The sequence below is a fragment of the Streptomyces sp. cmx-18-6 genome (genome assembly GCF_046548915.1).
Taxonomy (GTDB): Bacteria; Actinomycetota; Actinomycetes; order Streptomycetales; family Streptomycetaceae; genus Streptomyces.
Window position 1 is genome coordinate 556883 of the sequence record NZ_JAEBEP010000003.1, and the last position, 26835, is coordinate 583717.

Annotated in this window: 26 protein-coding genes and 1 pseudogene; 12 read left to right on the forward strand and 15 right to left on the reverse strand. The window is 73.6% G+C overall.

Going from position 1 to position 26835, the window contains the following annotated elements:
• The first annotated feature begins 349 nt into the window (after positions 1-349).
• Positions 350-1219: a hypothetical protein gene (locus ACLJPL_RS10595; RefSeq protein WP_411080500.1), complete on the forward strand. Its 870-nt coding sequence runs from the start codon at positions 350-352 to the stop codon at positions 1217-1219.
• 103 nt (positions 1220-1322) lie between these two features.
• Entirely contained in the window at positions 1323-3500 is a 2178-nt protein-coding gene (locus ACLJPL_RS10600) for a bifunctional serine/threonine-protein kinase/ABC transporter substrate-binding protein (protein ID WP_411080501.1), read from the forward strand.
• A 180-nt stretch (positions 3501-3680) separates the two neighbouring features.
• Here the strand turns inward: ACLJPL_RS10600 and ACLJPL_RS10605 are convergent, their stop codons facing one another.
• The 5 genes from ACLJPL_RS10605 to ACLJPL_RS10625 are packed head-to-tail and all read right to left on the reverse strand — an operon-like array spanning position 3681 to position 8565.
• The gene (locus ACLJPL_RS10605) at positions 3681-4931 is read right to left on the reverse strand and encodes an ABC transporter substrate-binding protein (protein ID WP_411080502.1); all 1251 of its coding nucleotides are present in this window, start codon (positions 4929-4931) and stop codon (positions 3681-3683) included.
• On the reverse strand, positions 4928-6091 hold the full coding sequence (locus ACLJPL_RS10610) for a branched-chain amino acid ABC transporter permease (RefSeq protein ID WP_411080503.1): 1164 nt from the start codon (positions 6089-6091) through the stop codon (positions 4928-4930). Before ACLJPL_RS10610 ends, ACLJPL_RS10605 begins: the two co-directional genes overlap by 4 nt.
• Complete coding sequence (locus ACLJPL_RS10615; RefSeq protein ID WP_411080504.1) at positions 6084-6974, reverse strand: branched-chain amino acid ABC transporter permease; 891 nt, start codon at positions 6972-6974, stop codon at positions 6084-6086. Before ACLJPL_RS10615 ends, ACLJPL_RS10610 begins: the two co-directional genes overlap by 8 nt.
• The gene (locus ACLJPL_RS10620; protein WP_411080505.1) at positions 6971-7771 is read right to left on the reverse strand and encodes an ABC transporter ATP-binding protein; all 801 of its coding nucleotides are present in this window, start codon (positions 7769-7771) and stop codon (positions 6971-6973) included. The genes ACLJPL_RS10615 and ACLJPL_RS10620 overlap by 4 nt, the downstream gene beginning before the upstream one ends.
• Positions 7768-8565 (reverse strand): ABC transporter ATP-binding protein, encoded by a 798-nt coding sequence (locus ACLJPL_RS10625; RefSeq protein ID WP_411080506.1) that lies wholly within the window; start codon positions 8563-8565, stop codon positions 7768-7770. The genes ACLJPL_RS10620 and ACLJPL_RS10625 overlap by 4 nt, the downstream gene beginning before the upstream one ends.
• 289 nt (positions 8566-8854) lie before the next feature.
• Between ACLJPL_RS10625 and ACLJPL_RS10630 the strand changes: the two genes are divergently transcribed.
• Entirely contained in the window at positions 8855-9589 is a 735-nt protein-coding gene (locus ACLJPL_RS10630) for a PucR family transcriptional regulator (RefSeq protein ID WP_411080507.1), read from the forward strand.
• A 273-nt stretch (positions 9590-9862) separates the two neighbouring features.
• Here the strand turns inward: ACLJPL_RS10630 and ACLJPL_RS10635 are convergent, their stop codons facing one another.
• On the reverse strand, positions 9863-10978 hold the full coding sequence (locus tag ACLJPL_RS10635; RefSeq protein ID WP_411080543.1) for a glycerate kinase: 1116 nt from the start codon (positions 10976-10978) through the stop codon (positions 9863-9865).
• Between the two features lie 138 nt (positions 10979-11116).
• Here ACLJPL_RS10635 and ACLJPL_RS10640 point away from each other — a divergent pair, with 138 nt between their 5' ends.
• Positions 11117-11626 carry an NUDIX domain-containing protein gene (locus ACLJPL_RS10640; protein WP_411080508.1) on the forward strand — a complete coding sequence of 170 codons (510 nt, stop codon included), beginning with the start codon at positions 11117-11119 and terminating at the stop codon, positions 11624-11626.
• Positions 11627-11660: 34 nt separating this feature from the next.
• On the opposite strand, the gene ACLJPL_RS10645 is transcribed toward ACLJPL_RS10640, so the two are convergent.
• Positions 11661-11861, reverse strand: coding sequence for a DUF2191 domain-containing protein (locus ACLJPL_RS10645; RefSeq protein WP_411080509.1), 201 nt, complete (start codon positions 11859-11861; stop codon positions 11661-11663).
• Between the two features lie 93 nt (positions 11862-11954).
• On the opposite strand from ACLJPL_RS10645, the gene ACLJPL_RS10650 reads away from it, so the two are divergent.
• Positions 11955-12686 (forward strand): SIR2 family NAD-dependent protein deacylase, encoded by a 732-nt coding sequence (locus ACLJPL_RS10650; protein WP_411080510.1) that lies wholly within the window; start codon positions 11955-11957, stop codon positions 12684-12686.
• Between the two features lie 14 nt (positions 12687-12700).
• Here ACLJPL_RS10650 and ACLJPL_RS10655 read toward each other — a convergent pair whose 3' ends face one another.
• Positions 12701-13105, reverse strand: a complete 405-nt coding sequence (locus ACLJPL_RS10655) for a (2Fe-2S) ferredoxin domain-containing protein (RefSeq protein ID WP_411080511.1) — start codon at positions 13103-13105, stop codon at positions 12701-12703.
• A gap of 466 nt (positions 13106-13571) precedes the next feature.
• Between ACLJPL_RS10655 and ACLJPL_RS10660 the strand changes: the two genes are divergently transcribed.
• On the forward strand, positions 13572-14156 hold the full coding sequence (locus tag ACLJPL_RS10660) for a TMEM165/GDT1 family protein (RefSeq protein WP_411080512.1): 585 nt from the start codon (positions 13572-13574) through the stop codon (positions 14154-14156).
• Between the two features lie 79 nt (positions 14157-14235).
• Here the strand turns inward: ACLJPL_RS10660 and ACLJPL_RS10665 are convergent, their stop codons facing one another.
• From ACLJPL_RS10665 to ACLJPL_RS10675, 3 genes are all read right to left on the reverse strand, one after another.
• Positions 14236-14775 carry a methylated-DNA--[protein]-cysteine S-methyltransferase gene (locus ACLJPL_RS10665; protein WP_411080513.1) on the reverse strand — a complete coding sequence of 180 codons (540 nt, stop codon included), beginning with the start codon at positions 14773-14775 and terminating at the stop codon, positions 14236-14238.
• 11 nt (positions 14776-14786) lie between these two features.
• The gene (locus ACLJPL_RS10670; RefSeq protein WP_411080514.1) at positions 14787-16259 is read right to left on the reverse strand and encodes an AlkA N-terminal domain-containing protein; all 1473 of its coding nucleotides are present in this window, start codon (positions 16257-16259) and stop codon (positions 14787-14789) included.
• A 153-nt stretch (positions 16260-16412) separates the two neighbouring features.
• Positions 16413-16949 (reverse strand): O-acetyl-ADP-ribose deacetylase, encoded by a 537-nt coding sequence (locus ACLJPL_RS10675; protein WP_411080515.1) that lies wholly within the window; start codon positions 16947-16949, stop codon positions 16413-16415.
• Positions 16950-17191: 242 nt separating this feature from the next.
• On the opposite strand from ACLJPL_RS10675, the gene ACLJPL_RS10680 reads away from it, so the two are divergent.
• Positions 17192-18643 (forward strand): threonine/serine exporter family protein, encoded by a 1452-nt coding sequence (locus ACLJPL_RS10680; protein WP_411080516.1) that lies wholly within the window; start codon positions 17192-17194, stop codon positions 18641-18643.
• Positions 18644-18666: 23 nt separating this feature from the next.
• On the opposite strand, the gene ACLJPL_RS10685 is transcribed toward ACLJPL_RS10680, so the two are convergent.
• On the reverse strand, positions 18667-20082 hold the full coding sequence (locus ACLJPL_RS10685) for a phytoene desaturase family protein (protein ID WP_411080517.1): 1416 nt from the start codon (positions 20080-20082) through the stop codon (positions 18667-18669).
• 288 nt (positions 20083-20370) lie between these two features.
• On the reverse strand, positions 20371-21216 hold the full coding sequence (locus ACLJPL_RS10690; protein WP_411080518.1) for an inositol monophosphatase family protein: 846 nt from the start codon (positions 21214-21216) through the stop codon (positions 20371-20373).
• A 245-nt stretch (positions 21217-21461) separates the two neighbouring features.
• Here ACLJPL_RS10690 and ACLJPL_RS10695 point away from each other — a divergent pair, with 245 nt between their 5' ends.
• The 4 genes from ACLJPL_RS10695 to ACLJPL_RS10710 all read left to right on the forward strand — a co-directional run bounded on the left by ACLJPL_RS10695 (position 21462) and on the right by ACLJPL_RS10710 (position 25219).
• Positions 21462-22466, forward strand: a complete 1005-nt coding sequence (locus tag ACLJPL_RS10695; RefSeq protein ID WP_411080519.1) for an ABC transporter ATP-binding protein — start codon at positions 21462-21464, stop codon at positions 22464-22466.
• Between the two features lie 140 nt (positions 22467-22606).
• Positions 22607-23413 (forward strand): ABC transporter permease, encoded by an 807-nt coding sequence (locus tag ACLJPL_RS10700; RefSeq protein ID WP_411080520.1) that lies wholly within the window; start codon positions 22607-22609, stop codon positions 23411-23413.
• 220 nt (positions 23414-23633) lie between these two features.
• Positions 23634-24296 carry a GbsR/MarR family transcriptional regulator gene (locus ACLJPL_RS10705; RefSeq protein WP_411080521.1) on the forward strand — a complete coding sequence of 221 codons (663 nt, stop codon included), beginning with the start codon at positions 23634-23636 and terminating at the stop codon, positions 24294-24296.
• Between the two features lie 227 nt (positions 24297-24523).
• Positions 24524-25219, forward strand: a complete 696-nt coding sequence (locus ACLJPL_RS10710; protein WP_411080522.1) for a type 1 glutamine amidotransferase domain-containing protein — start codon at positions 24524-24526, stop codon at positions 25217-25219.
• A gap of 84 nt (positions 25220-25303) precedes the next feature.
• Here ACLJPL_RS10710 and ACLJPL_RS10715 read toward each other — a convergent pair whose 3' ends face one another.
• Both ACLJPL_RS10715 and ACLJPL_RS10720 read right to left on the reverse strand, forming a co-directional pair.
• Entirely contained in the window at positions 25304-25675 is a 372-nt protein-coding gene (locus tag ACLJPL_RS10715; RefSeq protein ID WP_411080544.1) for a Zn-ribbon domain-containing OB-fold protein, read from the reverse strand.
• A gap of 149 nt (positions 25676-25824) precedes the next feature.
• A complete protein-coding gene (locus tag ACLJPL_RS10720; protein ID WP_411080545.1) occupies positions 25825-26532 on the reverse strand; it encodes a TetR family transcriptional regulator in 708 nt (235 codons plus the stop codon).
• Between the two features lie 188 nt (positions 26533-26720).
• Between ACLJPL_RS10720 and ACLJPL_RS10725 the strand changes: the two are divergent.
• Positions 26721-26835 (forward strand): annotated as a pseudogene (locus ACLJPL_RS10725) (electron transfer flavoprotein subunit beta); the annotation flags it as partial.

Below are 26835 nucleotides of genomic sequence, written 5' to 3' on the forward strand. Positions count from 1 at the left end.
GCTAACCACCGCCCCGTCAGGTGGTCCAGACCAATTTTCCGCCGAACACGGACTCCGTGCGCGAGGGCCGCTCGGGCGGCACGGCTCCCGGAATCGCCCGTGTGGCGCGGGCCCCCGGCCGACGCACCATAAGCTGATTTCGGCCACCCGGGCTCAGTGGCGGGATCACCTACCACGGACCGTTCTCCCGCACCAGAGACGAACCCCTCGCGGTGGCTGAGAAGTTCCGGCAGCGGGCTGAGTATCCGGTTCCCGTCAACCCGGCGCGCCGGGCTTCTAGAATCGCCTCGCACCCGACGTCCCGACCACTCGGGCGGGGCGCGGCGCAGGGGACGACGGGGGAGGTCCGATGACGAAGCGCAGGATCGGCGGGGCGCGCTCGGTGGCGGTCGCGGCGGCGGGGATGCTGCTGGCGGGCTGCGGGAGCGCGGGGACGAAGACGGGCGACGGTACGGACCCGAAGCCCTCGGAGTCCGTACGGCAGGCGGGGGAAACGGCGGAGCCGGACCCGGAGGAGTCCCGGAAGCCCGAGGACCCCAAGGGATCCAAGGACCCCGAGGAGTCCGGGAAGCCGGGTGCGCTGCCCAGCGCGTACGAGTTCACCCCCGACCCGGCCAAGGTCCCGAAGACCGCGGCCCAGGCCCGCAAGCTGACGCGCAACGCCGCGCTCGGCGAGCCCGACTGGACGGCCGGGATGGTGCGGGCGACGCCCTACGAGAGCGGCGGCACCTGGCCGGTGCTGGCCGATTCCTGTGTCTGGAGCCGGACCGCGCTGCCCGACGGGGTGCTGGACCGGTTCACCCGGCGGCTCGACATCCCGGCCGAGGGCGGCAAGGGGCGGGTCCAGGGGGCGGTGACCGTGACGGTGCACAGGACCGAGGCGGGGGCCGACCGGGAGATCAAGGACACCGTCCAGGAGAGCTTCCGCTGCCCGGCGCAGGAGTTGGGCGGCGGGCAGCGGCTGAGCGGGCTGATGTCGCTCCAGTTCGACCAGAAGGACGTGCGCAACGCGGACGCCTCGCTGTTCGAAGCGGGGAAGTACACCGGCCCCGAGTCGGGCGGGACCCAGGACTACGTGTGGTCCAAGTCCCGCATCGGGCCCGTGACGACGGCCGTCTCGGTCAAGGGCGCGAAGGGCTACCAGAACGCCGACCTGCTGCGGATCGCCGCTGAGGGCGGGGCCAAGGTGCTCTACCGCGTCGAGCTGGAGTTGAAGTGAGGGCGGACCGGGTTTTGTTGGACAGCCGTCAGGGCCCTGCCGGAAAACTGCTGGAGAGAGCGCCCACGGGCGGCGCGGAGATGATTCGGGGACGTAACCGCTGATGGAACCGCTCCGTTCCACGGACCCGGCGCGGATCGCCGGCTACCGCATCCTCGGCCGGCTCGGGGCCGGGGGCATGGGCGTGGTGCTGCTGGGCCGGTCGCCCGGCGGCGCGCTGGTGGCCATCAAGCTGATCCGGGCCGAGTACGCGGACGACGCCGGGTTCCGCACCCGGTTCCGGCGCGAGGTGGCGATCGCCCGGCAGGTGCGCAACCGGTGGGCGGTGCCGGTGGTCGACGCCGACACCGAGGCGGCCGCGCCGTGGCTGGCCACCGAGTTCGTGCCGGGCCCGCCGCTGAGCGAGGCGGTGGGAGGCGGGGCGCCGCTGCCGGAGCGCAGTGTGCGGGCGCTCGGCTCGATGCTGGCGGAGGCGCTGGAGGCCGTCCACGGGGCGGGGCTCGTCCACCGGGACGTGAAGCCCGGGAACGTCCTGCTGGGTCTGGACGGGCCCCGGCTGATCGACTTCGGGATCGCGCGGGCCCTGGACGACACCGTCCTCACGGCGACGGACGCGATCGTCGGCTCCCCCGGCTTCCTGTCGCCCGAGCAGGCGCAGGGGCGGCGGATCGGTCCGGCGAGCGATGTGTTCTCCCTGGGCTGTGTCCTGGTGTACGCGGCGACCGGCGGGCGGCCGTTCGGCAGCGGCCCGGTGGAGGCGATGCTGTTCCGGACCGTGCACGACCCGGCGGAGCTGGGCGCGCTGCCGCCGGGGCTGCGGCCGGTGGTGGAGGCGTGCCTGTCGAAGGATCCGGAGGGGCGGCCCACCGCCGGGGACATCCGGCGGGCGTTCGCGGAGGACGCGTCGGGGGGCAGTTGGCTGCCCGGACCGGTGACCCATCTGATCGCGGAGCGCTCCGCGCGGATGCTCGCGCTGCCCGACATCGAGGCGACCAGCCTGGACGCCGGTTCCACGGTCGAGACGGGCCACGGGACCGGTGCCGGGAGCCGGGACACCACCGCCGTCCCCCGCTCCCCCGGCCGCCGCCGCTTCCTCGCGTACGTCACCGGCGGCGCGGTCCTCGCGGCGGCGGGCGGGACCACCGCCTGGCTGGCCGCGTTCGGGAAGGACGAGGACCCCGGCGGGCAGCGCGGCAAGGGGGGCGGGGAGACGACGGCCGCCGCCCGGCCGGAGCTGCGCATCGGGTTGCAGGCCGACCTCAGCGGCCCCTCCGCCGGCGTGGGCAGGGGCCAGGAGCGGGCGGCGCGGCTCGCGGTCGAGGAGCACAACGCCCGCGAGGACGCGCCGTTCACCCTGCGCCTGGTGACGGCGGACGACGGCGGTGACGAGGAGCGGGCGAGGGCGGCGGTACGGCGGTTCGCCGAGGATCCGCTGCTGGTGGCGGCGATCGGGGCGACCGGCGCGGACGCGGCGCGGGAGGCGCTGGTCGCGTACGACGAGGCGGCGCTGCCGCTGCTCAGCGTGGTCGACGGGGACACCAGGAACCTGAACCGGATCTTCCTGTCCGCCCGGCCGCGCAACGACATGCAGATGCTGCCGGTGGCGCAGTTCCTGGGGGCGTACGAGATCGACGTCGTCGCGCTGGTGGACGACGGGACCGAGTACGGCCGGCAGACCACCCGCTTCCTGGACGCGGGGCTGCGGGGCAACGGCCGCACGGTGCTCGCGGAGACGGTGCGGGAGGGCGTCTCGGACATGGACGCCGAGGCGGAGCGGATCGTCGCGAGGAAGCCGGGCGCGGTGGTGTACGGGGGTGGGTGGCGGGATGCCGCCCGGTTCGCGCGGGCGCTGACGAAGGCCGGGTTCCTGGGGCCGAAGATCGGCACCCAGGCCGTGCACGACCCCCGGTTCCTGGCGGAGGCGGGCGGGGACGCGGCGGGGTGGCTGGTGGTGTCGACGGCCGCCGACCCCGCCTCCGTACCCTCGGTGCACTCCTTCGCCGCCGCCTACCGCAAGCGCTTCGACGGTGCGCCGCCGCTGCTCGCCGCCGAGGCGTACGACGCGGTCGGGCTGATCGCCGCCTGCGCGGAGGGGATGGGCCGGGAGAAGGTGACGCGGCAGGACATGCTGCCCGTGCTGCGGTCGACGACGTACAAGGGCGTCTCCAAGAGCTACGCGTTCGAGCCCGCCAACGGGATGTACACCGGGACCGGGGTCTTCATCTACCGCGTGGAGCGGGGGCGCTTCCGGTACATCGGGATGGACGGCCGGGAGGTCTGAGCACCGGCCGCTCGGGACCGGCGGGTGCGCCCGGCCGGGCAGTTGCTCGGGACAGCCGGGCGGGCCCGGCCTGGCGGTTCCCCCGGAACGGCGGTTGCGGTCCCGGTAGCCGCTCGACAGGCGGGCGGGCCCGGCCTTCGTCGGCCGGGCCCGCCCCACTGCCGTGTCAACGTGGTCGTGTCACTTCACCGTGAAGGACTCGGCCGCCGGGGACACCGCGGCCGGGTTGACCACCTTCAGACCGCCGGGGACCGAGGCGTCCGGCTTCATGATGACGCTCTCCCGGGTGGACGGGGCCGCGGGGTCGGAGAAGTCGTGGGTGACCCCGAACTCGGTCCCGTACCCCTTGATCGTGAGGAGCGCCTTGTCGATGCCCTCACGGGTGAGGTCCTTGTCGTCGCACGCCTTGTCCAGCGCCTCGCCGAAGATGGAGGCCGCCGTCCAGCCCGCGACGACCCCGTTGTCCAGGACGTCCTTCGGGTACTGCGCCGCGTACTCCTTGGCCAGCAGCGCGGGCCCGTCGCCGGGGTCGCCGATGGGCAGGGTGGAGGAGGCGATGTAGTAGTCCTTCAGCAGGGCCGGACCCGCCTGGGTCTTCAACAGCTGCGGTGCGTAGGCCGAGTTGTTGCCGACGACGGGGACGTTGAAGCCGGTGGCCGCCGCGACGCCGACGAGCGAGGCCGCCTGGCGCGGGCCGGCGCTGACGACGACGGCCTTCACCCCGGCCTGCTTGAGGGCGGCGACCTGGGCCGTCATGTCGTTGTCGGTCGGCTTGATCTTCTGCTCGACGACGGTCAACCCGGCTTTCTCAGCAGCGTACTTGGAGCCGGTGAGGGCGTTCTCGCCGTAGTCGCCCTCGAAGTAGACGTGCCCGATCTTGTCGCCCTTGGCGATGCGCTTCTCCTTGAGGAGGTAGTCGATCAGGTTGATGGTCTCGACGTCGTACGTGGCGCCGACGACGCGGATGTACGGGGAGCCGAGGAGGTTCGCCGACCATGCCTGCGGCAGCACGAGCCCCTTGTCCTTGCCGTCGATGCGCTGTTCGACGGCGGCGACGAACGGGGAGCCGATGAACTGGGTGAAGCCCAGCACCTTCGGTTCCAGCTCGGTGTAGCCGGCGATGGCCTTCTGCGGGTCGTATCCGTGGTCCCGGACGGTCAGTTCGATCTTCCGGTCGCAGATGCCGCCCTTGGCGTTGGTCTGCTTCACCCACAGCTGCTGGGCCTGGGTGACGCTCTTGCCGAGCGAGGCGTACACGCCGGTCATGTCGGTGAGGACGCCGAGCGAGATCGTCGAGGAGGAGACGCCGGGGCCCGTCTTGATCCCGGCCTTGTCCTGCTCTTCGCCCTTCCCCTCGGTCGCCTTGCCGCTGCACCCGACGAGGGTGACGGTGAGGGCCGCGACCACGGCCGTGAGCGTTCTGAGTTTCATTTCTTCTCCCCTGATTTCTTCGGACGCGCGACGCGACGCGGGAGTGCGATGCCGAGGCGGGCGAGGCCGCCGGGCAGGAACAGGACCACCGCGACGACCGCGGCGCCGTACAGATAGCGGGACGCCTCACCGGGTGCCAGACCGCCCGTACCGGGGGCGGAGACCAGCGGGAGGGAGTCGCTGTAGTGCGTGAGGACCTGCGGGAGCAGGGAGACGAAGAAGGCGCCGACGACGGCGCCCGCGACGCTGCCGAGCCCGCCGATGACGATCATGGCGAGGTATTCGAGGGACAGGATCATGCCGAAGTACTCGGGCACGGTCCGCTGGAAGACCAGCGCGAGCAGGACGCCCGCGAGACCGGCGTACATGGAGGACAGGACGAAGACCCCGGCCCGGTAGCGCGCCACCGGCACGCCCATCACGCCCGCCGCGATCCGGTGGTCGCGGATGGCGTTCATCGCCCGGCCCGGCCTGCCCCGCAGGATCCCCCGGGCGAACAGGGCGCTGAACAGCAGGGCGGCCAGGCCCACGTACCAGAGCTTCTCCGACGCCCCGAACGGGACGGCCGCGACGACGAGTTCGCTGTCGTCGAAGGTGAACCCGAAGAGGGACAGCGGCGGTACGGCACGACCGTTGTAACCCCCGGTCAGGGAGCCCGCGTTGAACAGGACGTGCTGCCCGATGAAGATCAGCGCGAGGGTCGCGATACCGAGGTACGCGCCCCGCAGCCGGCCGGCGATCGGGCTGAACACCCCTCCGGCGGCCCCCGCGAGCAGTACGGCGAGGATCGCGGCCAGCCAGGTCGGCAGCCCCAGGCCGGTGAGCGCGTGGCCGTTCTCGGTGCTGGACTCCCCCGCCAGCACGCAGTAGCCGTACGCGCCCACCGCGAGGAAGAACGCGTGGCCCATGGAGAGTTGGCCGGTGGCTCCGGTGAGCATGTTGAGTCCGATGGCGCCGATCGCCGCGGCCATCGCGAACAGCCCGGCCTGGAGCCAGAAGCGGTCCAGGTAGAACGGGAGGGCGAGGAGCAGGACGGAGGCGATGAGGACGGCGTACGTACGGGGTCGGCGCAGCCGCTCGGTGAGGCTGCCCGCGCCACCGGGCGCGGGGGCGGGGGCGGTTGACGCTTCGGGGGCGGCTTCCGCGGTCGTGTCAGACACGGGCGAGCTCCTTCGTGCCGAAGAGTCCCGCGGGCCGGATCAGCAGGACCGCGACCATCACCAGGTAGGGCGCGAGATCACCGATGCCCCGGCCGAGGAAGGCGAGGTCGCTCTGATAGCCGGTGGCGAGCGACTCGGTGACGCCGACGATGAGTCCGCCGACGAGCGCCCCGGTCGTGGAGTCGAGCCCGCCGAGGATCGCGGCGGGGAACGCCTTGAGCGCGGCGAGCGAGGTGGCGCGCTCCAGACCGGGGGTCGGGAACACGGTGAGGAAGAGGGCGGCGACGGCGGCGAGGGCGCCGGCGACGGCCCAGGCGGCGAGCGAGACCCGGCCCAGCTTGATGCCCATGAGGGCGGCGGTCTGCGGGTTCTCGGCGGCGGCCCGCATCGAGACGCCCCAGGAGGTGTAGCGGAAGGCCAGCAGGAACACCGTGATGAGCAGCCCGGCGGCGAGGAACGCGGCGATCCTGGTCTGGGCGAGGGTGATACCGCCGATCTGGACGACCTCGTTGCCCCACGGGTCGCCGAGCGCGAGGACGTCCGTGCCCATGCGGCGGGTGAGTTCGGTGATGAGGAGGATGTCGACGCCGATGGTGACGATGGCCAGGACGCTGTGGTCGCTGCCCCGGTAGCGGCGCATCACGAAGAACTCGATGGCCGCGCCGACACAGGCCGCGCCCACGATCCCGACGAGCAGCGCGGGCCAGAACCCGATGTCGTCGTGGAGGACCGCGGTGACGTAACCGCCCGCCAACAGCAGTGACGCGTGGGCGAAGTTGACGACCTCGGTGGCCTTGAAGATGACGACGAACCCGAGGGCGATCAGTGCGTAGACCGAGCCGATCGACAGGCCGCCGAGGAGAAGTTCGACGAACGTGGTCATTCAGGTGCTCCCAAGTAAGCCTGGACGACGGCCGGGTCTCTCTGGACCTCGGCGGGCGTGCCGCCCGCGATCCTGCGTCCGAAGTCGAGTACGGTCACCGCGTCCGCGAGCCGCATCACCACCCCCATGTCGTGCTCGACCAGCACGATGGAGATGCCGAGGCTGTCGCGTACGTTGGCCACGACCGCCGCGGTACGGCGGCGTTCGTCGGCGGTCATGCCCGCGATCGGTTCGTCGAGCAGCAGCACCCGCGGCTCCATGCACAGGGCGCGGCCGAGTTCGACGAGCTTCTGCTGCCCGTACGGGAGCGAGCCCGCCGGGCGGCCCAACTCCTTTTCCAGGCCGATGAATTCGGCGATCTCGCGGACCCGGTCCAGATGGCGCCGCTCCTCGCGGGCGGCGGACGGCAGCCGCAGTCCGGTGGCGATGAACCCGGAGCGGGTGAGCCGGTGGCGGCCGAGCAGCAGGCTGTCGGCGACGGTCGCGTGCGGCGGGAGCGCGATGTTCTGGAAGGTGCGGGCGACGCCGAGGGCCGCGATGGCGTGCGGCGCGAGCCCGGTGAGCTCGGTCTCCCCGAGGCGGACCGTGCCCGCCGATGCGCGGTAGACGCCGGACAGGACGTTGAAGCAGGTGGACTTGCCCGCGCCGTTGGGGCCGATGACGGCGTGCACGCTGCCCGGTTCCACGGTGAAGGAGACGCTGTCGAGGGCCGTGAGCCCGGCGAACCGCACGGTCACGTCACTGACGGTCAGGGCGGCCGTGGCGCTGTCGGCGGGGGCCGGTGCGGTGGTGCTCACGCGGACCACCTGCTCAGGGTGCGCCGGTTGCGGGTCGCCGCTTCGGCGTCGGCGGCGGCCTCCTCGTCGACCACGCCGAGATAGCGCCGGCGCACCTCGTCGGAGGCGGCGAGCTCGTCGGCCGGGCCGTGGAGGGCGACCTCGCCCACGTCCAGTACGTACGCCGTCGAGGCCAGGCGCAGCGCGATGGCCGCGTTCTGCTCGACGAGCATGACGGAGGTGCCGCTCGCGTTGATCTCCTGCACGGTCTCAGCGATCCGGGCCGCCATCAGCGGGGCGAGGCCGAGCGAGGGCTCGTCCAGCAGGAGCAGCCGGGGCCCCGCCATCAGGGCGCGGCCCATCGCCAGCATCTGCTGCTCGCCGCCGGAGAGCAGCCCGGCCCGCTGGTGCGCGCGGTCGGCGAGGACCGGGAACAGCTCATGGACGCGGGCCAGTGCGGCGGTCACCTCCTTGCGCCCGCCGCGCGCCCCGAGTGCGCCGGCGCGCAGGTTGTCGGCCACCGTCATCCGGGCGAAGACCTGCCGGCCCTCCGGTACCTGGACCACTCCGGCGGCCACCACCTGGGCGGGCCGCAGCCCCTCCAGGGGGCGGCCGTCGAACCGGATGGAGCCGGCGCCCGTGCCGCGGTGGAAGCCGAGGGTCCGCGACACGGCCCGCAGCAGCGTGGTCTTGCCCGCGCCGTTGCCGCCGAGTACGGCGGTGATCGCGCCGTCCGGAACGTCGACGGAGATGTCGCGCAGCGCCCGGACCGGGCCGTAGCCGACGGACAGCGCGCGGATCTCTAGCGTTGCCATGCGTCCTCCTCCTTCCGCCTTCTCGTGCTTCGTGTGCTTCGTGTGCTTCTCGTGTCGTGCTCTGGGGTGGTGCTCATCTGTGAGGGTGTGGCGTCGTGTGTGGTGCCACAGACCAGCACCGGCCGGGGCGCGCGTCCACGGCCCGGGGCGGACTCGATGCGGGTGACCAGCGATCGAAGGGCCTCGTTGTGCACGCGCACAGAGGCGCGGACGGGTCCGCGCCCGCCGGCGCGGCCGGTGGCATCCTCATCGGTCACCGGGAAGGCCGGTCCGGCGGAGGGAGGCGGGGATGCGGCGGGATCCACGCGCCGCGGCGCTGCTCGGCCCGCTGCTGGCGGGCTCCGACCAGCCGCACCGGGTACGGCGCGCGGCCCAGGGCCTCGGGCTGCCCGAGCGGGGGCGTTACGCGGTGGTGGTGCTGGGCGCACCCGTCGCGGTCCCGGCTGTCCCGGCTGTCCCGGCTGTCCCGGCTGTCCCGGCTGTCCCGGAGGGGAACGGGGAACGGTGGTGCTGGTGCGGGAGGGCGGGGGTCGTCCTGCTGGGCCCAGGGGGTCCCGCCGGGCCGGTCGCGGCGCTCGCGGAGGCCGGTGCGGGGCCGGGGGGCGTCAGTCCGGTGGTGGGCGGCCTGGCGGAGCTGGGGCTCGCCCGTCGCCTCGCGGGGGCTGCGCTGGCGGCCTGCGGGCCCGGGTCGCGCGAGATCGTGGCGCTGGACGAGCGGCTGCCGGCGGCCCTGGTGGCGAGCCGGCCGGAGCTGTCCGCGCGGCTGCTCGCGGAGGTGTTCGGCCCGCTGCTCACGCTGGATCCGGCGGAACGCGCCCTGCTGGTGGGCACGTTGGAGGCGTGGCTGGAGTGCGGGGGTTCGGTGGGGCGGGCCGCGCTGCGGCTGCGCTGTCACCGCAACACGGTGTTCAACCGGCTGCGGCGGCTGGAACGGCTGACGTCACGATCGCTGTCGCACCCGCGTGAGCTGGTCGAGACGGTGCTCGCGCTGGACGCGCTGCGGTTGTCGGCGGCGGGCAGGTGAGGAGCGGGGATCGGGTCCTGGTGCGAAGGGCGGTGAGGGGCGGAGGCTCCGGATCCTGGTGCGGCGGGGCGGCGAGGGGCGCGGGCCCCGGGTCCTGGTGCGGCGGGATGGAGGAAGGGCCGGTCGTACGTTCGTACGCTGGCCCCTCTCCGTCAGCGCCGCGCCAGCTCTCCGTCAGAGTCGCGCCAGCTCTCCGTCAGTGTCGCGCCGGCGCCCCGTCAACGCGGCGTCGGCTCTCGGGCAGAACTCCGTCAGCTCTCCGGCGGAGCTCCGTCAGCTCAGGAAGTCCCGCGCGATCGACTCCGCCGCCCGCTCCAGCAGCGGTCCCGCCTGGGCCATCGAGACGGCCGGGTCCGGTTCCAGCTCGGCCAGGGCGTAGGCGCGCGCGATGCCCGCCCCGCTCAGGGCCTCCGGGGACAGGGCTAGCCGGCCGCAGACCGCGACGACCTCGATCCCCGCCTCCCGGGCGGCCGCGGCGACTCCGGCCGGGGCCTTGCCGTGGAGGGTCTGCTCGTCGAGCGAACCCTCGCCGGTGACGACCAGCGTGGCCCGGGCGAGCGCGGGGGCGAAGCCGAGCACGTCGAGCATGACCTCGATGCCGGGCCGGAAACGCGCGCCGAGGGCGACGAGCGCCCCGTAGCCGATGCCTCCGGCCGCACCCGCTCCGGGCAGGGCCGCCGTGTCCGGCCCCAGGATCGAGGCGTAGTGCGCCAGGGCCGCGTCGAGGGCCGCGATGTCCTCCTCGCTCGCGCCCTTCTGCCGCCCGTACACCTCGGGCGCTCCCTTGGGCCCGGTCAGCGGGTTGTCCACATCGCTGGCCAGGACCAGGTCGACGCCACCGATGCGCGGGTCGAGCCCGGTGAGGTCGGCCTCGGCCAGCTCGGCCAGTCCCCCGCCGCCGGGGCCCACGGGCTTGCCGTCCGCGTCCAGGAAACGGGCCCCGAGGGCGGCGAGCATGCCCGCGCCGCCGTCCGTGGTGGCGCTGCCGCCGACCCCGAACACGATCGTCGTCGCCCCGGCGTCCAACGCGGCCCTCAGCAGTTCGCCCGAGCCGTACGTGGTGGCCGTGAGCGGGGCGAACACCCCTTCGGGCAGGTGCTGGAGGCCCGAAGCCTCGGCCATCTCCACCACGGCGGTGCCTTCGCGCAGCGCGTACGCCGCCGTCACCGGGTCCCCGAGGGGCCCGGTCACCCGCGCCTCGCGGCGCTCGAACCCGGCGGCCACCGCCGCCGCGACCGTGCCGTCGCCGCCGTCCGCGACGGGCAGGGTCTCCACCCGTACGCCGGGGACGACGCGCCGCAGCCCGGCCGTCACCCGCTCCGCGACCTGTACGGCCGTGAGCGAGCCCTTGAACTTGTCCGCCGCGACCAGCACGCGGGCGGTCTTCACATCTGCTCCGTCCGTCACCTTGCATCCCTTGCTTTCGAACAGGCAGTCGCGCCGCCCCGACCCTATCCGCACCACCCCTGATCTGCCCATGGCCGTCCACGGCTGTGCGGCCCGGCCCGCACCACTACGCTGTCGGCCGTGACCACCACCGATGCCGGCTACGCCACGTACATCGCCGGGCTCCCCCGGGTCCTCGCCGCCGCCGCGTGCCTCTTCCGCGACGCGCAGGGGCGGGTGCTGCTCGTCGAGCCGAACTACCGCGAGGGCTGGGCGCTGCCCGGCGGGACGGTCGAGTCGGAGACGGGCGAGGGCCCCCGGCAGGCCGCCCGCCGCGAGACGGCGGAGGAGATCGGGCTCGACCTCGCGCCGGGCCGGCTGCTCGCCGTCGACTGGGCGCGGGGCGAGGGGCGGCCGCCGATCGTGGCGTACCTGTACGACGGCGGGGTCCTCGCTCCGGAGCAGTTCGCGGCGATCCGGCTCCAGGAGGAGGAGCTGCTCTCCTGGGAGCTGGTCGCCCCGGCCGACCTGGGCGGCCGGCTGCTGAGCCCGCTGGAACGACGGGTGCGGGCGGCGCTGGACGCGCTGGAGCCCGGTGGCGGCGGCACGGTGGAGCTGGAGGACGGGCGGCGGGTCGTCCAGGGAGGCTGACACCCCCTGGAGGCCAGAGGAGCAGGGGGAGGAGTCAGCCCTGCTGGGCCTGGGGCTTGGGCTCCATGTCCCGCACCGACTCCTCGCGTTCGGCGACCAGCGCCTCGGTGCGGTGGCCGCGCGCGATGTAGTCCCGCACCACCAGTTCCACCGCGTCCTGCGGGCTGCCGACACCCGCGAGCACCATGACTTCCACGACGAGTTCGGCGTCCAGACTGACGCTCACCTTGGCCATGGCGGGACCCTATAGGACGACAGGCCCCGGCACCGGCGGAGCTCCGGCGAAATGCGCTCGCGGGCCCCGCCCCCACGTCCGTACGCTCGTTGTATGACCCTTGTCGCGATCCTCAGCGGTGCCGGCATCTCCACGGACTCCGGGATCCCCGACTACCGGGGGCCGAGCGGGGTGTGGCGCAAGGATCCGGAGGCCGAGAAGCTCGTCACGTACGACTTCTACATGGCCGATCCGGAGATCCGCCGCCGCTCCTGGCAACTGCGCCGCACCAGCCCGACCTGGAGCGCCGAGCCGAACGCGGCGCACCGGGCGGTGGTGGAGCTGGAGCGGTCCGGCACCCCGGTCCGGGTGATCACCCAGAACGTCGACGGGCTGCACCAGCTGGCCGGGCTGCCCGCCCGCAAGGTCCTCGAACTGCACGGCACCGCGCGCGAGGTGGTCTGTACGCGCTGTCACGCCCGCTCCCCGATGGCCGAGTCCCTGGAGCGGGTCGAGGCGGGCGACGAGGACCCGGCGTGCACGGTGTGCGGCGGGATCCTGAAGTCGGCGACGGTGATGTTCGGCGAGCGCCTCGACCCCCGGGTGCTGGCCGACGCGATGGCGATCGCCAAGGGGTGCGAGGTCTTCGTGGCGGTCGGCTCGACGCTCCAGGTGCAGCCCGCCGCCTCGCTCGCCGGGATCGCGGCCGAGCACGGGGCCCGACTGATCGTGGTGAACGCGGAGCCGACCCCGTACGACGCGCTCGCCGCCGAGGTCGTCCGGGAGCCGATCGGCACGGCGCTGCCGAAGCTGCTGGCGGGGCTGGCCGGGCCGGGCGGGAGCTGACCCCCGGGCGGTCCTCAGCCGTCGAGGCCCGCCCTGACCCGGCGCGAGGGCTGGAACACGTACAGGTCGAGGATGTCCGGGGCGTCCGCGATCCCCGGGCCGCCGGCCGACGCCCAGGTGATGACGTCCTGCTCCGCGTGCTCGTCGTTGACCAGGCCCAGCCAGACCGGGCGGCCCCCGGCGCGGCGGCCGTCCGACGAGGGCTGGACGACGATCACGTTGCCCTGCTCGCAGGCGTCCAGGCAGTCGACCGCCCGTACGGTGGCGGCGCCCTCCAGACCGGAGCGGAGCCGGGCGAGCTGGGCGGCGTGGTCCACGCCCGGGATCTTCTCCGTGCCGCAGCAGCAGCCCCGGCAGACGCTCACGGTGGGCCGGGGAACGCCCTGGGCGGGCACGTCCTTGCGGGGGCGGCGGCTCATGGGGGCACTTCCGGTCGGCGGGAGGAGGCGGGGCGGGCGGGCGGGCGGGCGAGGGAGCGGGACAGCGGGCCGGCGGGACGACGGCCTTCACTCGTCCGGATGATCCGGCCGTCGCTCGTCCGGTGATCACCGCGACTCTACCGAGGCTCCCCCGCTTCGAACACCTGCACCCTCACCGGTCCGGCGGGGGCAGCCCCTCCCCGGCCCGGTGGGGTAGTGTTGATGGCTGCGAAGGGGAGTAGCCCCGCAAACCGGTCGTCGACACACTGGAACCTCCGGGTTCCCGGTGGCCGGGCTCGTGAGACCTCGAAACGGGTTCCCACGGGCGGGCGAGACCTTCGGTCCTGTATGACAACGCCCATGCCTCGTGGGCGCTGCCGTCATGCCGGGCCGAGTGGTCCTCCGAAAAGCCCGAGCGGCGCTTCGCGAAGATCCGGGGCCCGGCTCGCACAGAAAGCCACCCGGAATGCACCTCGACCCTCTGGCGATCATCACCGCCTTCGGGCTGATCTTCCTCGCGGAGCTCCCCGACAAGACGATGTTCGCGTCGCTGGCCATGGGCACGCGGATGCGCCCGCTCTACGTGTGGTTCGGCACGTCGTCCGCGTTCATCGTGCATGTCGCCATCGCCGTGGGCGCGGGCAGTCTGATCGGGCTGCTGCCCGACTGGATCGTCAAGCTCGTCTCGGCCTCGCTCTTCGCGTTCGGCGCGTTCATCCTGCTGCGCGGCGCGGGCGGGGACGACGATGACGAGACCGAGGTGAAGACGGTGACCGGTTTCTGGCCGGTCTACTCGACCGCGTTCATGGCCGTCTTCATCAGCGAGTGGGGCGACCTGACGCAGATCACCACCGCCAACCTGGCCGCGAGCAACGGCACATGGTCCACCGCGATCGGCTCGGCCGCCGCCCTGATGTCCGTCTCGGCCCTCGCGCTGCTCGCGGGCCGGTTCATCGCGAAGCGCGTACCGCTGAAGACCGTGCAGCGCATCGGCGGGATCTGCATGCTGGGCCTGGCGATCTGGACGGGCGTGGAGATCTTCACCGGCTGAGGGAGCGGGGGGCGAGGGGCGGGGGCGTACCGGAAGTCGGTACGCCCCCGCCCCCGTTCCTGCCGCCCCCCGCCCCGTCTCAGAAGAGCGCCTGCACCCCGCCCGGCGCGCCGCCGCTCTCGAAGGCCAGCAGCCGCTGCTTCCGTTCCAGGCCGCCGCCGTATCCGGTGAGGCCGCCGGAGGCCCCGATCACCCGGTGGCACGGCACGATGATCCCGACCGGGTTCTTGCCGTTGGCGAGGCCGACCGCCCGGGAGGCCCCCGGCTTGCCGAGCTCCCCGGCGAGTTCGCCGTAGGTACGGGTCTCGCCGTACGGGATCTTCCGCAGCTCCGCCCAGACGCTCCGCTGGAACTCGGTGCCGTGCAGGTGCAGCGGGAGGTCGAAGTCGGTGAGCTCGCCGGCGAAGTACGCCGTGAGCTGGCGGATCACCTCGTCGAAGGGCTCCGGGTCCGGTACCCCGAAGGTCTCCTCGGGCGGGCGGTGGCGCTGGTCGGTCATGTACAGGGCGGACAGGACGCCGTCCGTGGCGACGAGCGTCAGCGCGCCGTAGGGGCTGTCGATGACCGTGTGCTGCTTGGTCACCGCAAGCGCCGCGGTCGTGGTCGTGGTCAAGGCCATGAGGGTCTCCGTCAGGCGGGCAGGTGGTTGATGGGGTGGTCGTCCACGGTCCAGAGGTATTGGACGGCGTACGCCCGCCAGGGGCGCCAGTCGGCGGCCCGCGAGGTGAGGGCGGCGGGGGTGGACGGGAGGCCGAGCCGCTCGGCCGCGCGGCGGATGCCGAGGTCGGTGGGGAGGAAGGCGTCGGGGTCGCCCAGCGCCCGCATGGCGATGACCTCGACCGTCCAGGGGCCGAAGCCGGGCAGCGCGGAGAGTTCGGCGCGGGCCCGCGCCCAGTCGGTGTCGGGGCCCAGGTGGAGCGTGTCCTCGGCGAGGGCGGCGACCAGGGTGGTGAGCGTGGTGCGACGCGTACGGGGCAGGGCCAGGGCCTCCGGGTCGAGTCCGGCCAACGCCTGCGGGGTCGGGAAGAGGTGGGTCAGCCCGCCCTCCGGGTCCTCGACGGGCACCCCGTGCGCGGTGACCAGGCGGGCCGCGTGGGTGCGGGCGGCGGCGGTGGAGACCTGCTGGCCGAGCACCGCGCGTACGGCGAACTCCGCGCCGTCCACCGTGCGCGGCACCCGGCGGCCCGGTCCCGCGTCGACCAGCGGGGCGAGCAGCGGGTCGGTGCGCAACTGGGCGTCGACGGCGGCCGGGTCCGCGTCCAGGTCGAGGAGCCAGCGGCACCGGCTGATCGCCTGCGTGAGGTCGCGGGGGTCGGTGAGGGAGAGCCGGCAGGCGATGTGGTCGGGCTGCGGGGTGAGGGCGACGATGCCCTGGCCGTACGGGAGGGTCAGCGTGCGCCGGTACGCCCCGTCCCGCCACTCCTCGATGCCGGGGACGGCGGTCGCGGCGAGGTGGCCGAAGAGGTTGCTGGGGTTGAGCGGGGCCCGGTAGGGGAGGCGGAGCACGATCACGCCGGGGGTGGCGGGGGGCGTGGGGCCGCGGGCCGCGCGGGTGCGCAGCTCGCCGGGGGCCAGGGCGAAGACCTCGCGGACGGTCTCGTTGAAGGTGCGGATGGAGGAGAACCCGGCGGCGAACGCCACCTCCGCCAGGGGCAGGTCCGTGGTCTCGATGAGGACGCGGGCGGTCTGCGCCCGCTGGGCGCGGGCGAGGGCCAGCGGGCCCGCGCCCAGCTCGGCCAGGAGCTGGCGCTCGATCTGCCGGGCCGAGTAGCCGAGCCGGGCGGCCAGGCCCGGCACACCCTCGCGGTCGACGACGCCATCCCGGATGAGCCGCATGGCGCGGGCCACCGAATCGGCGCGGGCGTTCCACTCGGGGGAACCGGGGCTGGTGTCGGGGCGGCACCGCTTGCAGGCCCGGAATCCGGCCTGCTGGCAGGCGGCGGCGCTCGGGTAGAAGGTCATGTTGCGGACCTTGGGCGGCACGACGGGGCAGCTGGGGCGGCAGTAGATCCGGGTGGTGAGGACCGCGGTGAAGAACCACCCGTCGAAGCGGGCGTCCTTCGACTGGACGGCCCGCACGCAAGCCTCGGTGTCAGTGTGCATGGTTCCAGGATGGGTGACCGGTCAGGGGCGTGGCTGGCGGAAATCCGACAGGCACCTCGCGCGGAAATCCGACGCCGCGCGCCGGGGCCGGGCGGTGGCAGGGCCTGGGCCGGGCCGTGGCCGCGCCGGGGCGGGGCGGGGCCTGGGCCGTTCTCAGCCGCGCATCGCGAGGACTTCCTCGAACTCCACGTACGCGTGCGCGTCGAACAGCACGAACCGCACTTCCTCGACGGGGGCCACGGTCTCCGCCAGCACCGTGCGGACGGCGATCCGCGCCCCGTCGTCCATCGGCCAGCCGTAGATGCCGGTGGAGATCGCCGGGAACGCGATGGTCCTGGCCCCCAACTCGGCGGCCAGGCGCAGTGATTCGCGGTAACAGGAGGCGAGCAGCGCGGAACGGTCCTGGGCTCCGGAGAAGACCGGGCCGACCGTGTGGATCACCCAGCGGGCGGCGAGGCGTCCGGCGGTGGTGGCGACGGCCCGGCCGGTGGCGAGGCCCTTGCCGTACTGCGAGGCGCGCAGTTCCCGGCAGGCGGCGAGGATGTCGGGCCCGCCGCGCCGGTGGATCGCGCCGTCCACCCCGCCGCCGCCGAGGAGCGAGGAGTTCGCCGCGTTGACGATGACGTCGACGGACTGGTCGGTGATGTCACCGCGGACCAGGCGGACCGCGGGGGAAACGGAGGTGCTCATGCGCACATCATGCCGCGCCCCGCAGGCCCGCGCCGCCCGCTCGGGCGGACCGGACCGGTCCGGTCCCGTGGAGCCGCCGCGCTGCGGCCGGGCGGTGACGCGCGGTGTCCCGTTGCCGCTCGACCGCCCGCCCGAGGGGCAGAATGTCCCGATATATAGAGATTGCCGCACTGTCGGGAGTGTCCCGATCCATCGACGTTCCCGTGCTGTCGGCGGTGGCTACTCAGGGGAGGGGCGCGTCCGTGTCCTCAGACGATGCGTCCACCGGCGGCCGGACGGGCGGGACCCTGGTCGGCAGGCCCTCCGGCGGCTCGTTCCTCTCCCGGCGCAGGGCGCGGCGGGAGCAGCTCGCCCGGTTGCGGGACAACGAGTCGACGTTGCTGGACCGGCTGTACGGAACGGAGTTCGAGGGATACGCGTTCCCCGCGCCGAGGGACGTGGACGAGCGCACCGCCGTCGCCTCCATGCGGTTCGCGCTGCGTCACGGGCGGGAGCTGTTCCTCGCCGGGGCGCAGACCCTGGCCATCGAGTCGGCGATCGTCGCGGTCACCGCGCGCTGGGGGATGGACCACATGACGGTCGATGTGACCTCGCGGACCATCCAGGCCCAGTACGCGCCGCCGGGGGCCAGGCCGCTGACGATGATGATGGAGACGGGCTCGGAGGACAGCCGCGACCTGCGGCAGCTGGACGATCTGAGCGCGCTCACCCACCGGGTGCTGGACGAGGATCTGAGCCCCGTCGCCGCAGAGCGCGAACTGACCCGCATCATCTCGCTGAAGGGCTTCTGGCCCTGGTGGACCAAGGTGCTGGGCGGGGCCCTGCTGGCCGCCATGCTCTGCGTGCTCGCGTCGGGGACGCCGAAGGCGGCCGCGGTCTCCACCGTGGTGTTCCTGGTGGGCAACCGGTTCGGCTGGGCGCTGAGCGCCAACGGACTGCCGTCCTTCTACGTCACGGGGCTCCAGACCGCCGCCGTCGTCGGGGGGACGATGCTCCTGGCGGACGCGCGGGCCCTGACCGGGGGTGAGGCGGCGAGCGTCGCGGCGGCCAACATGGTGCTGCTGCTGCCGATCCTGTCGGTGGTGAGCCTCGCGGAGGACGCCATCTCGGGGTTCCGGGCGATGGCGGCCGGGCGGCTCATCAGCGTGGGCATGTTCCTGGCGGCGATGGTCGGCGGGATCTCACTCGTGGGGTTTCTGCTGCGGGACGCCGACGTCGACGCCCGCAACACCGCTTTCCGCGCGCTGCCGTTGCTGCTGTCCCTGCTGACCTCGGCGGTGGGGGCGCTCGGCAACGCCGTCTTCATGGGAGGCCCGCCCCGGCTGTTGCCGTGGGCGATGGGCGCGGGCGTGCTGGCCGGTCTGGTCAACGGCGTCCTGCACCAGGAGCTGCACCAGCCCACGCCGCTGGCGGTCCTGGGGGCGGCGGCGGTGCTGGGCACGGCGGCCGGGGCCGTGGCGCCGGCCCTGCGCATCCCCTCGCGCTCCCTGGTGGTGCCCGGTATCGCGGGGGCCCTGCTGCCCGGCCCCGACGTGTACCGCAGCCTGCTCCAGTACGCGCTGCACGTGCCGGGGGCGGGCGGTTACGCGGTGCTGGCGTTCGCCACCACGGCCGCCATCGGCGTGGGCACCGTGCTGGGCAGCCAGATCGGCGGTGCGGCCGGGCGGCGTTGGGCCCCGGCCACGCGCGGCTGATCCGGGGAGCGGGGAGCGGGGGGTCAGGAGGCGCGCAGTCGCCGCCATACGGCCTTGGCGGCGTGGTGGCCGGACATGCCGTGCACACCAGGGCCGGGCGGGGTGGCCGAGGAGCAGATGAAGACCGCCGGGTGCGCGGTCGCGTACGGGACGCGGGCGAGCTTGGGGCGGATCAGGGTCTGGAGGCCGGAGAAGGCTCCGCAGGCGATGTCGCCGCCGACGTAATTCGCGTTGCGCGCGGCGAGCTGGGGCGGGCCGGACACCGCGCGGGCGAGCACCAGGTCGCGGAACCCGGGGGCGAAGCGCTCCAGTTGGCGTTCGATGACCTCGGTGGCGTCGCCCTGCCAGTCGGCCGGGACATGCCCGTACACCCAGAAGACGTGGCGTCCTTCGGGAGCCCGGGAGGGGTCGACGACGCTCGGCTGGGCGGTGATGAGGAAGGGGACGGCGGGGTCGCGTCCCTCGACGGCGGCCTTGAGCGCGGTGTCGATGGTCCCGGCGTCGGGCCCGATGTGGACGGTGCCGGCGCGGCGGGCGTCCTCGGCGGTCCAGGGGACGGGGCCGGACAGCGCGTAGTCGATCTTGAAGGCGGACGCGCCGTAGCGATAGCGCTGGTAGGCGTTGCCGAGGCCCGCGATCCGGGCGAGGGCGGTGGGCGAGGTGTCGAAGATGTAGGCGCGGGCCGGCGGGAGTTCGTCCAGCCGCTTGACCTCGCTGCCGGTGCGGATGGCGCCGCCCTGTTCGCGGAGGTAGGAGGCGAGGGCGTCCGCGATGGCCTGTGAACCGCCGCGCGGCACCGGCCAGCCGTTCTCATGGGCGGCGAGCGCGAAGACGAGCGCGATGCCGGAGGTGGCGAAGCCGCTGGTCGGGGCGATGGCGTGGGCGGCGAGCCCGGCGAAGAGGCCCCGGGCCTTCTCGCCGCCGAAGCGCCGGGAGACCCAGGTGGCGGGCTGGAGGCCGAGCAGGCCGAAGCGGGCCAGTCGGTAGGGGTCGCGGGGCAGCCCGGCCAGGTGGGCGCGCAGGAAGTCGGCGGCCAGGGTGTCCCAGTGGCCGAGGAAGGGGGCGAGGAGGCGGCGGTACGCGCCCGCGTCACCGGGGCCCAGCGACATCGCGCTCTCGCCGACGGACCGGGTGAGCACGGCGGCGGTACCGTCCGGGAAGGGGTGCGCGAGCTCCACCTCGGGGGGCAGCCACTCCAGGCCGTGCCGGGCCAGCGGCATCGCCCGGAACGCGGGCGAGCCGATCCCGAGCGGGTGCACGGCGGAACAGGGGTCGTGCCGGAACCCCGGCAGCGTCAGCTCCTCGGTGCGGGCTCCCCCGCCGACCGTGTCGTGCGCCTCGTGGACCTCCACGGCGAAGCCCCTGCGGGCCAGTTCGGCGGCGGCGGTCAGCCCGTTGGGCCCTGCCCCCACGACGACCACATCGAGCATCGACGGCACCTTGGGACTCCTTCGTCAGCCGGCGGGCGGAAACCCAGGATATTCGTGGGCGCCGAGAGCGCGGGCTCGGGTGGTTCGGGGGCTCGGGGTGGGGACCCGGCCGGGGGTGGGTCCTGGGTCGGGGTGGGTCCCGGGTCGGGGGCGGGAGGCGGGGCTCGGGCCGGGCCCTCCGCGTGGCGCTGGTCCCGGGCCCTCCGCGTGGCGCTTCGGCCGCGCCGGGATTCGGGCCGGGCCTCCGCGTGGCGCTTCGACCGCCCCGGAACCCGGCCCGCACCCTGGTGCGGTGCGTCAGCCGCCCGTGCGCAGGGCGGTCAGGACGCGCTGGACCGTGTTCTCGTCGCGGGCCGCCGTGAACGGCAGGTCGTTGCCGCCCGCGATCCGGAACGGGCTGCCGGACAGGGTCGCCTGGGATCCGCCCGCCTCGGTGACCAGGAGCAGACCCGCGGCGTGGTCCCACGCGTACTCCCAGTTGAAGGCGATCGCGTCACCGGCCCCACGGGCGACGGCGAGGTACTCGAGCCCGGCCGAGCCGCAGGGGCGGGCGTCGATCCCCTCGGTGCGCAGGCCCAGCAGCGCCTGCTTCTGCGCTTCGGTGGTGTAGTCGGGGTGCGACATCGCCACCTTCAGTACGGCGTCGGGGGCGGGCGCGCCGGAGCGTATCGGCGTGCCGTTCAGCGTCGCGCCCCGGCCGCGTACGGCGATGGCCATCTCGCCCAGGACCGGTGCGTACGTCCAGGAGGCGAGGACCTCGCCGTGCTGGGCGAGGGCGACCAGGGTGCAGAATCCGGCCTCGCCCCGGACGAACTGGCGGGTGCCGTCGACCGGGTCGACGATCCAGACGGGGTCGTCCCCGCCGAGGGCGTCGTAGACGGCGGGGTCGGCGTGCACGGACTCCTCGCCGACGACGACCGAGCCGGGCAGCAGCTTGGTGAGGGCGGCGGTGAGGTGCTCCTCGGCCAGCCGGTCCGCGGCGGTGACCAGGTCGTGCGGGCCGCTCTTCTCGATGATCTCGTGGGCGGCGAGCTTCCGGTGGCGGGGCATGATCTCGGCCGCCGCCGCGGCGCGGACGGCCGCCTCGACCTCGGCCAGCGGTCCGGTGTCCCCGGCGGTCCCGTACAGGAAGTCATCGATCATGGCTCCAGCTAAGCACGGCCGGCCGGAGCTCCGGCCGGGGGGCGGCGGAGACCGGACGGCTCACGGCGCGGGCCCGGCGAGGACCGCCGAGGCACTTCGTTCACGCAGCACTTGATTGCGGCGGGCGGGCCGCACCGCTATGTTGTTGATTAGATTCAGTAATCACTGAACGTCGACTGGAGCAAGAGCCGCGGACGCCATGGATCCGGCGGACGCGAGCGGTATGAGGAGAGAGCAGAAGAGACGTGACCCCTCTCATCGAATGTACCGATGTCACCAAGAGGTTCGGCGACTTCACCGCGCTGAGCCGGCTGAACCTGACGGTCCCCCCGGGCGTGGTCTACGGATACCTGGGGCCCAACGGAGCCGGCAAGAGCACCACGATCCGCATGCTCATGGGCCTCTCCCGGCCCACCTCGGGCCGGGTCCGGGTGCTGGACCAGGACCCCACCGAACCCGAGGTGCGGCGACGGATCGGCTATCTGCCCGGTGAGCTGCGGCTGGACGACCGGCTGACCATCGAGCAGACGCTGACCTCGTGGGGACGGCTCCGGGGGCTGACCGACACCGCCTACCGGGACGAGCTCGTCGAACGGCTCGGCGTCGATCCGGCCCGGCAGGTGCGCGGGCTGTCGACCGGCAACCGGCGCAAGGTCGGCCTGGTCGGGGCCTTCATGGCCCGGCCCGAGCTGCTGATCCTCGACGAGCCGACCAACGGGCTCGATCCGCTGATGCAGCAGGTGTTCCTGGGCCTCGTCGAGGAGGCCCGGGACAACGGGCAGAGCGTGCTGCTGTCCTCGCACATCCTCTCCGAGGTCGAACGGGTCGCGGACCTGGTCGCGGTGGTGCAGGGCGGCAGGCTCGCCGCCTCCGGCCCGACGCGCGAGCTGCGCCGCGAGGCCGCCCAGCGCTTCCACATCGCCTTCGCCGAGGGCGAGGACGTACCGCTCACCGCGCTCACCGCCCTGGACGGGGCGTCGGCGGTGCAGCGCCGCCGGCCGGAGGGTCAGGAGGTGTCCCTGGCGTGGACCGGGTCGCCGGACGGCCTGCTGCGGTTCCTGGCGGGACACCGGATCGCGACGCTCACCGCACCCGAACCGGACCTGGAGGAAGCGTTCCTGAGGTACTACCAGCAGGACGTCCGGGGCGGCGGCCGGAGCAGCACGGAGGGCTCCCCGGCCGGGGACGCCCGCGACGGCCGGAGCGGCACGGCGGCGGAGAGCTTCCCGGCCGCCGGTCCGACGCGGTAGCGGCCTCGGCAGCGGGTGTGGCCACTGCTGCGGCTACGGCTACGGGTGTGGCTACGGCTGCGGACGAACCCGCGATCGGTCCTCGTCCTCGGCACCTCAGCGATCAAGGCCGCCCCGGCGGTGGCCGGAAGGGAACACACATGTCATCGCCCAGCTCGGAGATCTTCCGGCGCGGAGTACAGATCCAGAAACGCATCCTGCTCGCCTGGTCGGCCGCGCTGGTCGTGCTGGCCCTCGCCGTCGTCGGCGCCTGGCCCTCGATGGAGAGCTCCGGCGCGCTGGAGGACTTCACCTCCGGAGTCTCGCCCGAGGTGGCGGCCGCGTTCGGGATCGACCAGATCAGCAGCGCGAGCGGCTACCTCAAGGGGAACCTGTACGCGGTCCTGCTGCCGCTGCTGCTCGGCCTGATGGCCGTGTCCGCCACGACCGCCCTGACCGGCGGGGACGAGGAGGCCGGGCGGCTGGAACTGCTGCTCGCGCTGCCGGTCGCCCGCCGCCGGGTCTTCCTGCTGCGCTTCCTCTGCGTGGCCTTCGGCCTGGCCTTCACCAGCGTCCTGGTCTGGCTGGCGGTGTACGGCTCGGTCGTCACCTACGACATGGACGTCTCCACGGGCGGCGTCGCGGCGGTGACGCTGACCGTCGCCCTGCTGGCCGTGGTGCACGCGGGCATCGCCTACGCCGTCGTCGGATTCGGCCTCGGGCGCGGCCCCGCGCTGGGGGTGGCGGCGGGCGTCCTCATCGTCGGGTACCTGCTGCACGCCATCGCGCCGATGTCCGACGCCCTGAAGCCGCTGGCGAACGTCTCCCCGTGGGAGTGGGCGCTGGGGAGCGACCCGCTGCTCAACGGCATTCCGTGGGGCGGGGTCGCGTTGCTGGTGGCCGTCGCGGTGGCGGTGGTCGGAGTCGGTACGTACGCGGTGGACCGGCGCGACATCAAGAACGCCTGAGGAACGTCTTGGGGCGTGCCGGGCGGGGCCGCATCGGGCACGGGCGGGTCCACGTCAGCACGGGCGGGTTCACCCGGCCCCCGAAGCGGCTCGGCGCCCTCTGGGGAGGAGCCGGGCCGCTCACGGTTGGTCGGGGCGTGCGGGGCCGGCCGGTCCGGTGGGCCGGGGCCGCTCACCCGCGCGGGAGACGACAGCACGGACGGGTAGCATCCGCTCGGCGATGGAACGGTGGGGCGAACGGGCTCCGAGCAGCGAGTTCGACCCCATCCCCGGCGTCGGACACGTCGCCGATCTCGACCGTCCCGACGAGGTCAACCGGCCGCCCGTCGCCTTCCCGAAGGCCCGAGAACCCAGCGAGACCATGACTGACCACGACAGCACCCCCGACGCCGACTCCCTGCCCCCCGGCACGTCCCCGGCCCCCGGCACGAACGACTTCAGCGACGCGGAATCCTCCTTCATCAGCGAGATGGGTTCGCTCATGGAGCGCTGGGGCCTCCCCCAGGCCACCGGCCGCCTCTTCGGCTACCTCCTGCTGCGCAACAAGCCGGTGGATCTCGACACCATGACCCGGGAGCTCGGCCAGGCCAAGAGCGGACTCAGCGTGGCCGCCCGCCAGTTGGAGGCGTGGACCCTGGTACGGCGCACCACCAGGCCCGGCAGCAGACGGATCGATTACGAGGCGGTGGGCGACCTCCAGCATCTGCTGCTGGTGAACAACGCCCACATGCGGAAGTTCACCGAGACCCTGAGCGCCGGAATCCCGGTGGCGCAGGGCGAGGCCCGCGACCGGCTGGCCTCGCTCGCCGACCTGTTCAGCGGCTTCGTGGAGCAGACGGACGCGCTGGTGGCCGACTGGGAAGCCCGGCGCGCGGCCCCCTGACCCGGAGGTCTCTCCCCCCAGCGCAACCGAGCGTCCCGGCCCTGGCCGTGGCCCCGGCCCCGGAGGATTCACACCGGCTGCGGCGGGCAGGCGATCCGCCGTACGGCCGAGTGCCGCGGACCCGTCGGAACCCTCTTCGCGGCACACGCCGCCCGGAAGCGGATCCTGACCGGGCCGCGCCTACGGTCGGCCTGGTCAGCCCACCCCGACGTTCGGAGATGTACGACATGGCAAAGATCCTTTTCGTGGTGACCGGCGCGGACCACTGGACCCTGGCGGACGGCACGGCCCACCCCACGGGCTTCTGGGCCGAGGAGGCCGTGGCCCCGTACGAGGTGTTCACGGCCGCCGGTCACCAGGTGGTCGTCGCCACCCCCGGGGGCGTCGTCCCCACCGTGGACCGCGGCAGCCTCGCGCCCGACGTCAACGGCGGCCAGGAGGGCGCGGACCGGATCACGGCCGGACTGGAGTCGTTCGAGGAGCTGCGGCGGCCGGTTCCCCTGGAGGACGTGGACCTGAAGGCGTACGACGCCGTCTTCTACCCCGGCGGCCACGGCCCGATGGAGGACCTCGCGGTGGACCCCGACTCGGGGCGGCTGCTCACCGAGACCCTCGCATCGGGCAAGCCGCTCGGCGTCGTCTGCCACGCTCCGGCGGCCCTGCTCGCCGCCATCGGCCCCGATGGCGTGAACGTGTTCTCCGGCTACCGGCTGACGGGCTTCACCAACGCCGAGGAGGCTCAGGCGGGCCTGGCCGACAAGGCGAAGTGGCTGCTTCAGGACCGGCTGGTGGAGCTCGGCGCGGACTTCCAGGAGGGCGAGCCCTGGGCTCCGTACGTGATCGTCGACCGGAACCTGGTGACCGGCCAGAACCCGGCGTCCGCCACACCGCTGGCCGAAGAACTGCTCAAGCGCATCGGCTGACTCGGTCCTGGACCGCCCGCGCCCTGCCCGCGCCCCGGCAGCGCTCTCTCCGGGGCGCGGAGGGGTCCGGCGGGCTCCCCCTCCTCAGGCCCAGTCGCGTCGTACGGGCGGCTCGCAGAGCTCCAGGACCACCGCGCCCGTCGTCTCCGGCTCCTCGCCGGCGAGGGGCTTCACCCGGGCGCCGACCGCCACCAACTGCGGTGCGGCGCCGACGACCTGGCAACGGAAGACGAACCCCTCGGGAAAGCGGACCAGGGATTCGTTGCGCGCCGCCTCGGTGTAGCGGTGGACCACCCCGGTGCGGACGACCACCCCGTGGCCGGTGGTGCGTTCCGGCTCCAGTTCGCTCGACGCGCACACCGGGCACAGCAGCCGCCGGAACGAGGCGGTGCCGCACCAACGGCAGCGGTTGTAGGAGAGGCCGCACTCCTCGTGCGTCTTCTGGACGGTGCCCATTCCTGCCTGAGACACGGATCGACCCCCTGCGCTCGACTCGGACGCGCCGCACCTGGCTGACGGCGCGTCCGCACCATATGGCACTGAGTGCCGGAGAGTAAAGGCACTGAGTGCCGATTATTACCGAGTTCTTTGCTCCGGGCGCCGGCTCAGCTCTCGCCGACCGCCGCCTCGATCTGCTGCACGACGCGCCACATCGGCGTCCCTTTGGACGCGATCATGACGATGACCTCGCTGTCGCCCGAGCCGGCGGCGACCCCGGCCGCGGCCGGCTTCTCCGGTGCGGGCGAGGACTCGGCGGCCCGCCGCCGCTCCCACACCTCCCGCACCAGGGCGAGCGCATGGTCCACGGCCGCCTCGGGATCCCCCGCACCACCCGAACGCAGCCACAGCCGCAGCCCGTTGTTGTGCGCGGCGACCACGGAGGCCGCGATCACCTCGGCCCGCAACTCCCCGTCGCCGTCCACGCCGAACCGGCCCCGGAGGTGACCGGCGAGCGTCTGCTCGTAACGGCGCACCACCGACAGTTCGTACGTCCGCAGCCCGGGCACCTCACGGGTGAGCCGGTAGCGCTGTACGGAGAACTCGGGGTCGGCCGCGTACATGCGCAGCACGATCCGCGCGGCGTCGCACACCGCGCCCACCGGGTCGCCGTCGTCCACGGCGGCCAGGAATTCGGTCATCTCGGCGAGACAGCGCTCGTGGTCCGGGAAGACCACGTCCTCCTTGGAGGGGAAGTACCGGAAGAACGAACGCCGGCCCACCCCGGCCCGCGCCACGATGTCGTCCACCGTCGTCCGCTCGAAGCCCCGCTCCAGAAAGAGCTGGAAGGCCGCCTGCGCGAGCACCTCTCGCATGGGTGCCTTCTTCTCGGGTCCGCGTGCCTCGCTCATGCGGCGAAACGTAGCACCGGAGGGGCACTTTTGGCACTGGGTACCTTTACAGAGGGTACTGAGTACCATAAGGTCACCCTTACGAAACCACACCCAGGTGGGACCGGGCCCGATCGGCAGGGGACCACACCCAGGTAGGCAGGAGAGCCGGCGTGAGCTTGAGGATCGTTGTCTGTGTGAAGTATGTGCCCGACGCGACCGGTGACCGGCGTTTCGCCGATGACCTGACGGTGGACCGTGAGGATGTCGATGGTCTGTTGTCGGAGC

Excerpts from the sequence above, each read along its gene's own strand:
- ACLJPL_RS10675 (WP_411080515.1), bottom strand. The coding sequence starts at position 16,949 with ATGAGCACCTCCGTTTCCCCCGCGGTCCGCCTGGTCCGCGGTGACATC.
- ACLJPL_RS10625 (WP_411080506.1), bottom strand. The coding sequence starts at position 8,565 with ATGGCAACGCTAGAGATCCGCGCGCTGTCCGTCGGCTACGGCCCGGTC.
- ACLJPL_RS10655 (WP_411080511.1), bottom strand. The coding sequence starts at position 13,105 with ATGAGCCGCCGCCCCCGCAAGGACGTGCCCGCCCAGGGCGTTCCCCGG.
- ACLJPL_RS10700 (WP_411080520.1), top strand. The coding sequence starts at position 22,607 with ATGTCATCGCCCAGCTCGGAGATCTTCCGGCGCGGAGTACAGATCCAG.
- ACLJPL_RS10665 (WP_411080513.1), bottom strand. The coding sequence starts at position 14,775 with ATGGCCTTGACCACGACCACGACCGCGGCGCTTGCGGTGACCAAGCAG.
- ACLJPL_RS10660 (WP_411080512.1), top strand. The coding sequence starts at position 13,572 with ATGCACCTCGACCCTCTGGCGATCATCACCGCCTTCGGGCTGATCTTC.
- ACLJPL_RS10600 (WP_411080501.1), top strand. The coding sequence starts at position 1,323 with ATGGAACCGCTCCGTTCCACGGACCCGGCGCGGATCGCCGGCTACCGC.
- ACLJPL_RS10645 (WP_411080509.1), bottom strand. The coding sequence starts at position 11,861 with ATGGCCAAGGTGAGCGTCAGTCTGGACGCCGAACTCGTCGTGGAAGTC.
- ACLJPL_RS10715 (WP_411080544.1), bottom strand. The coding sequence starts at position 25,675 with ATGGGCACCGTCCAGAAGACGCACGAGGAGTGCGGCCTCTCCTACAAC.
- ACLJPL_RS10615 (WP_411080504.1), bottom strand. The coding sequence starts at position 6,974 with ATGACCACGTTCGTCGAACTTCTCCTCGGCGGCCTGTCGATCGGCTCG.
- ACLJPL_RS10650 (WP_411080510.1), top strand. The coding sequence starts at position 11,955 with ATGACCCTTGTCGCGATCCTCAGCGGTGCCGGCATCTCCACGGACTCC.
- ACLJPL_RS10630 (WP_411080507.1), top strand. The coding sequence starts at position 8,855 with ATGCGGCGGGATCCACGCGCCGCGGCGCTGCTCGGCCCGCTGCTGGCG.
- ACLJPL_RS10605 (WP_411080502.1), bottom strand. The coding sequence starts at position 4,931 with ATGAAACTCAGAACGCTCACGGCCGTGGTCGCGGCCCTCACCGTCACC.
- ACLJPL_RS10595 (WP_411080500.1), top strand. The coding sequence starts at position 350 with ATGACGAAGCGCAGGATCGGCGGGGCGCGCTCGGTGGCGGTCGCGGCG.
- ACLJPL_RS10720 (WP_411080545.1), bottom strand. The coding sequence starts at position 26,532 with ATGCGAGAGGTGCTCGCGCAGGCGGCCTTCCAGCTCTTTCTGGAGCGG.
- ACLJPL_RS10670 (WP_411080514.1), bottom strand. The coding sequence starts at position 16,259 with ATGCACACTGACACCGAGGCTTGCGTGCGGGCCGTCCAGTCGAAGGAC.
- ACLJPL_RS10705 (WP_411080521.1), top strand. The coding sequence starts at position 23,634 with ATGGAACGGTGGGGCGAACGGGCTCCGAGCAGCGAGTTCGACCCCATC.
- ACLJPL_RS10710 (WP_411080522.1), top strand. The coding sequence starts at position 24,524 with ATGGCAAAGATCCTTTTCGTGGTGACCGGCGCGGACCACTGGACCCTG.
- ACLJPL_RS10690 (WP_411080518.1), bottom strand. The coding sequence starts at position 21,216 with ATGATCGATGACTTCCTGTACGGGACCGCCGGGGACACCGGACCGCTG.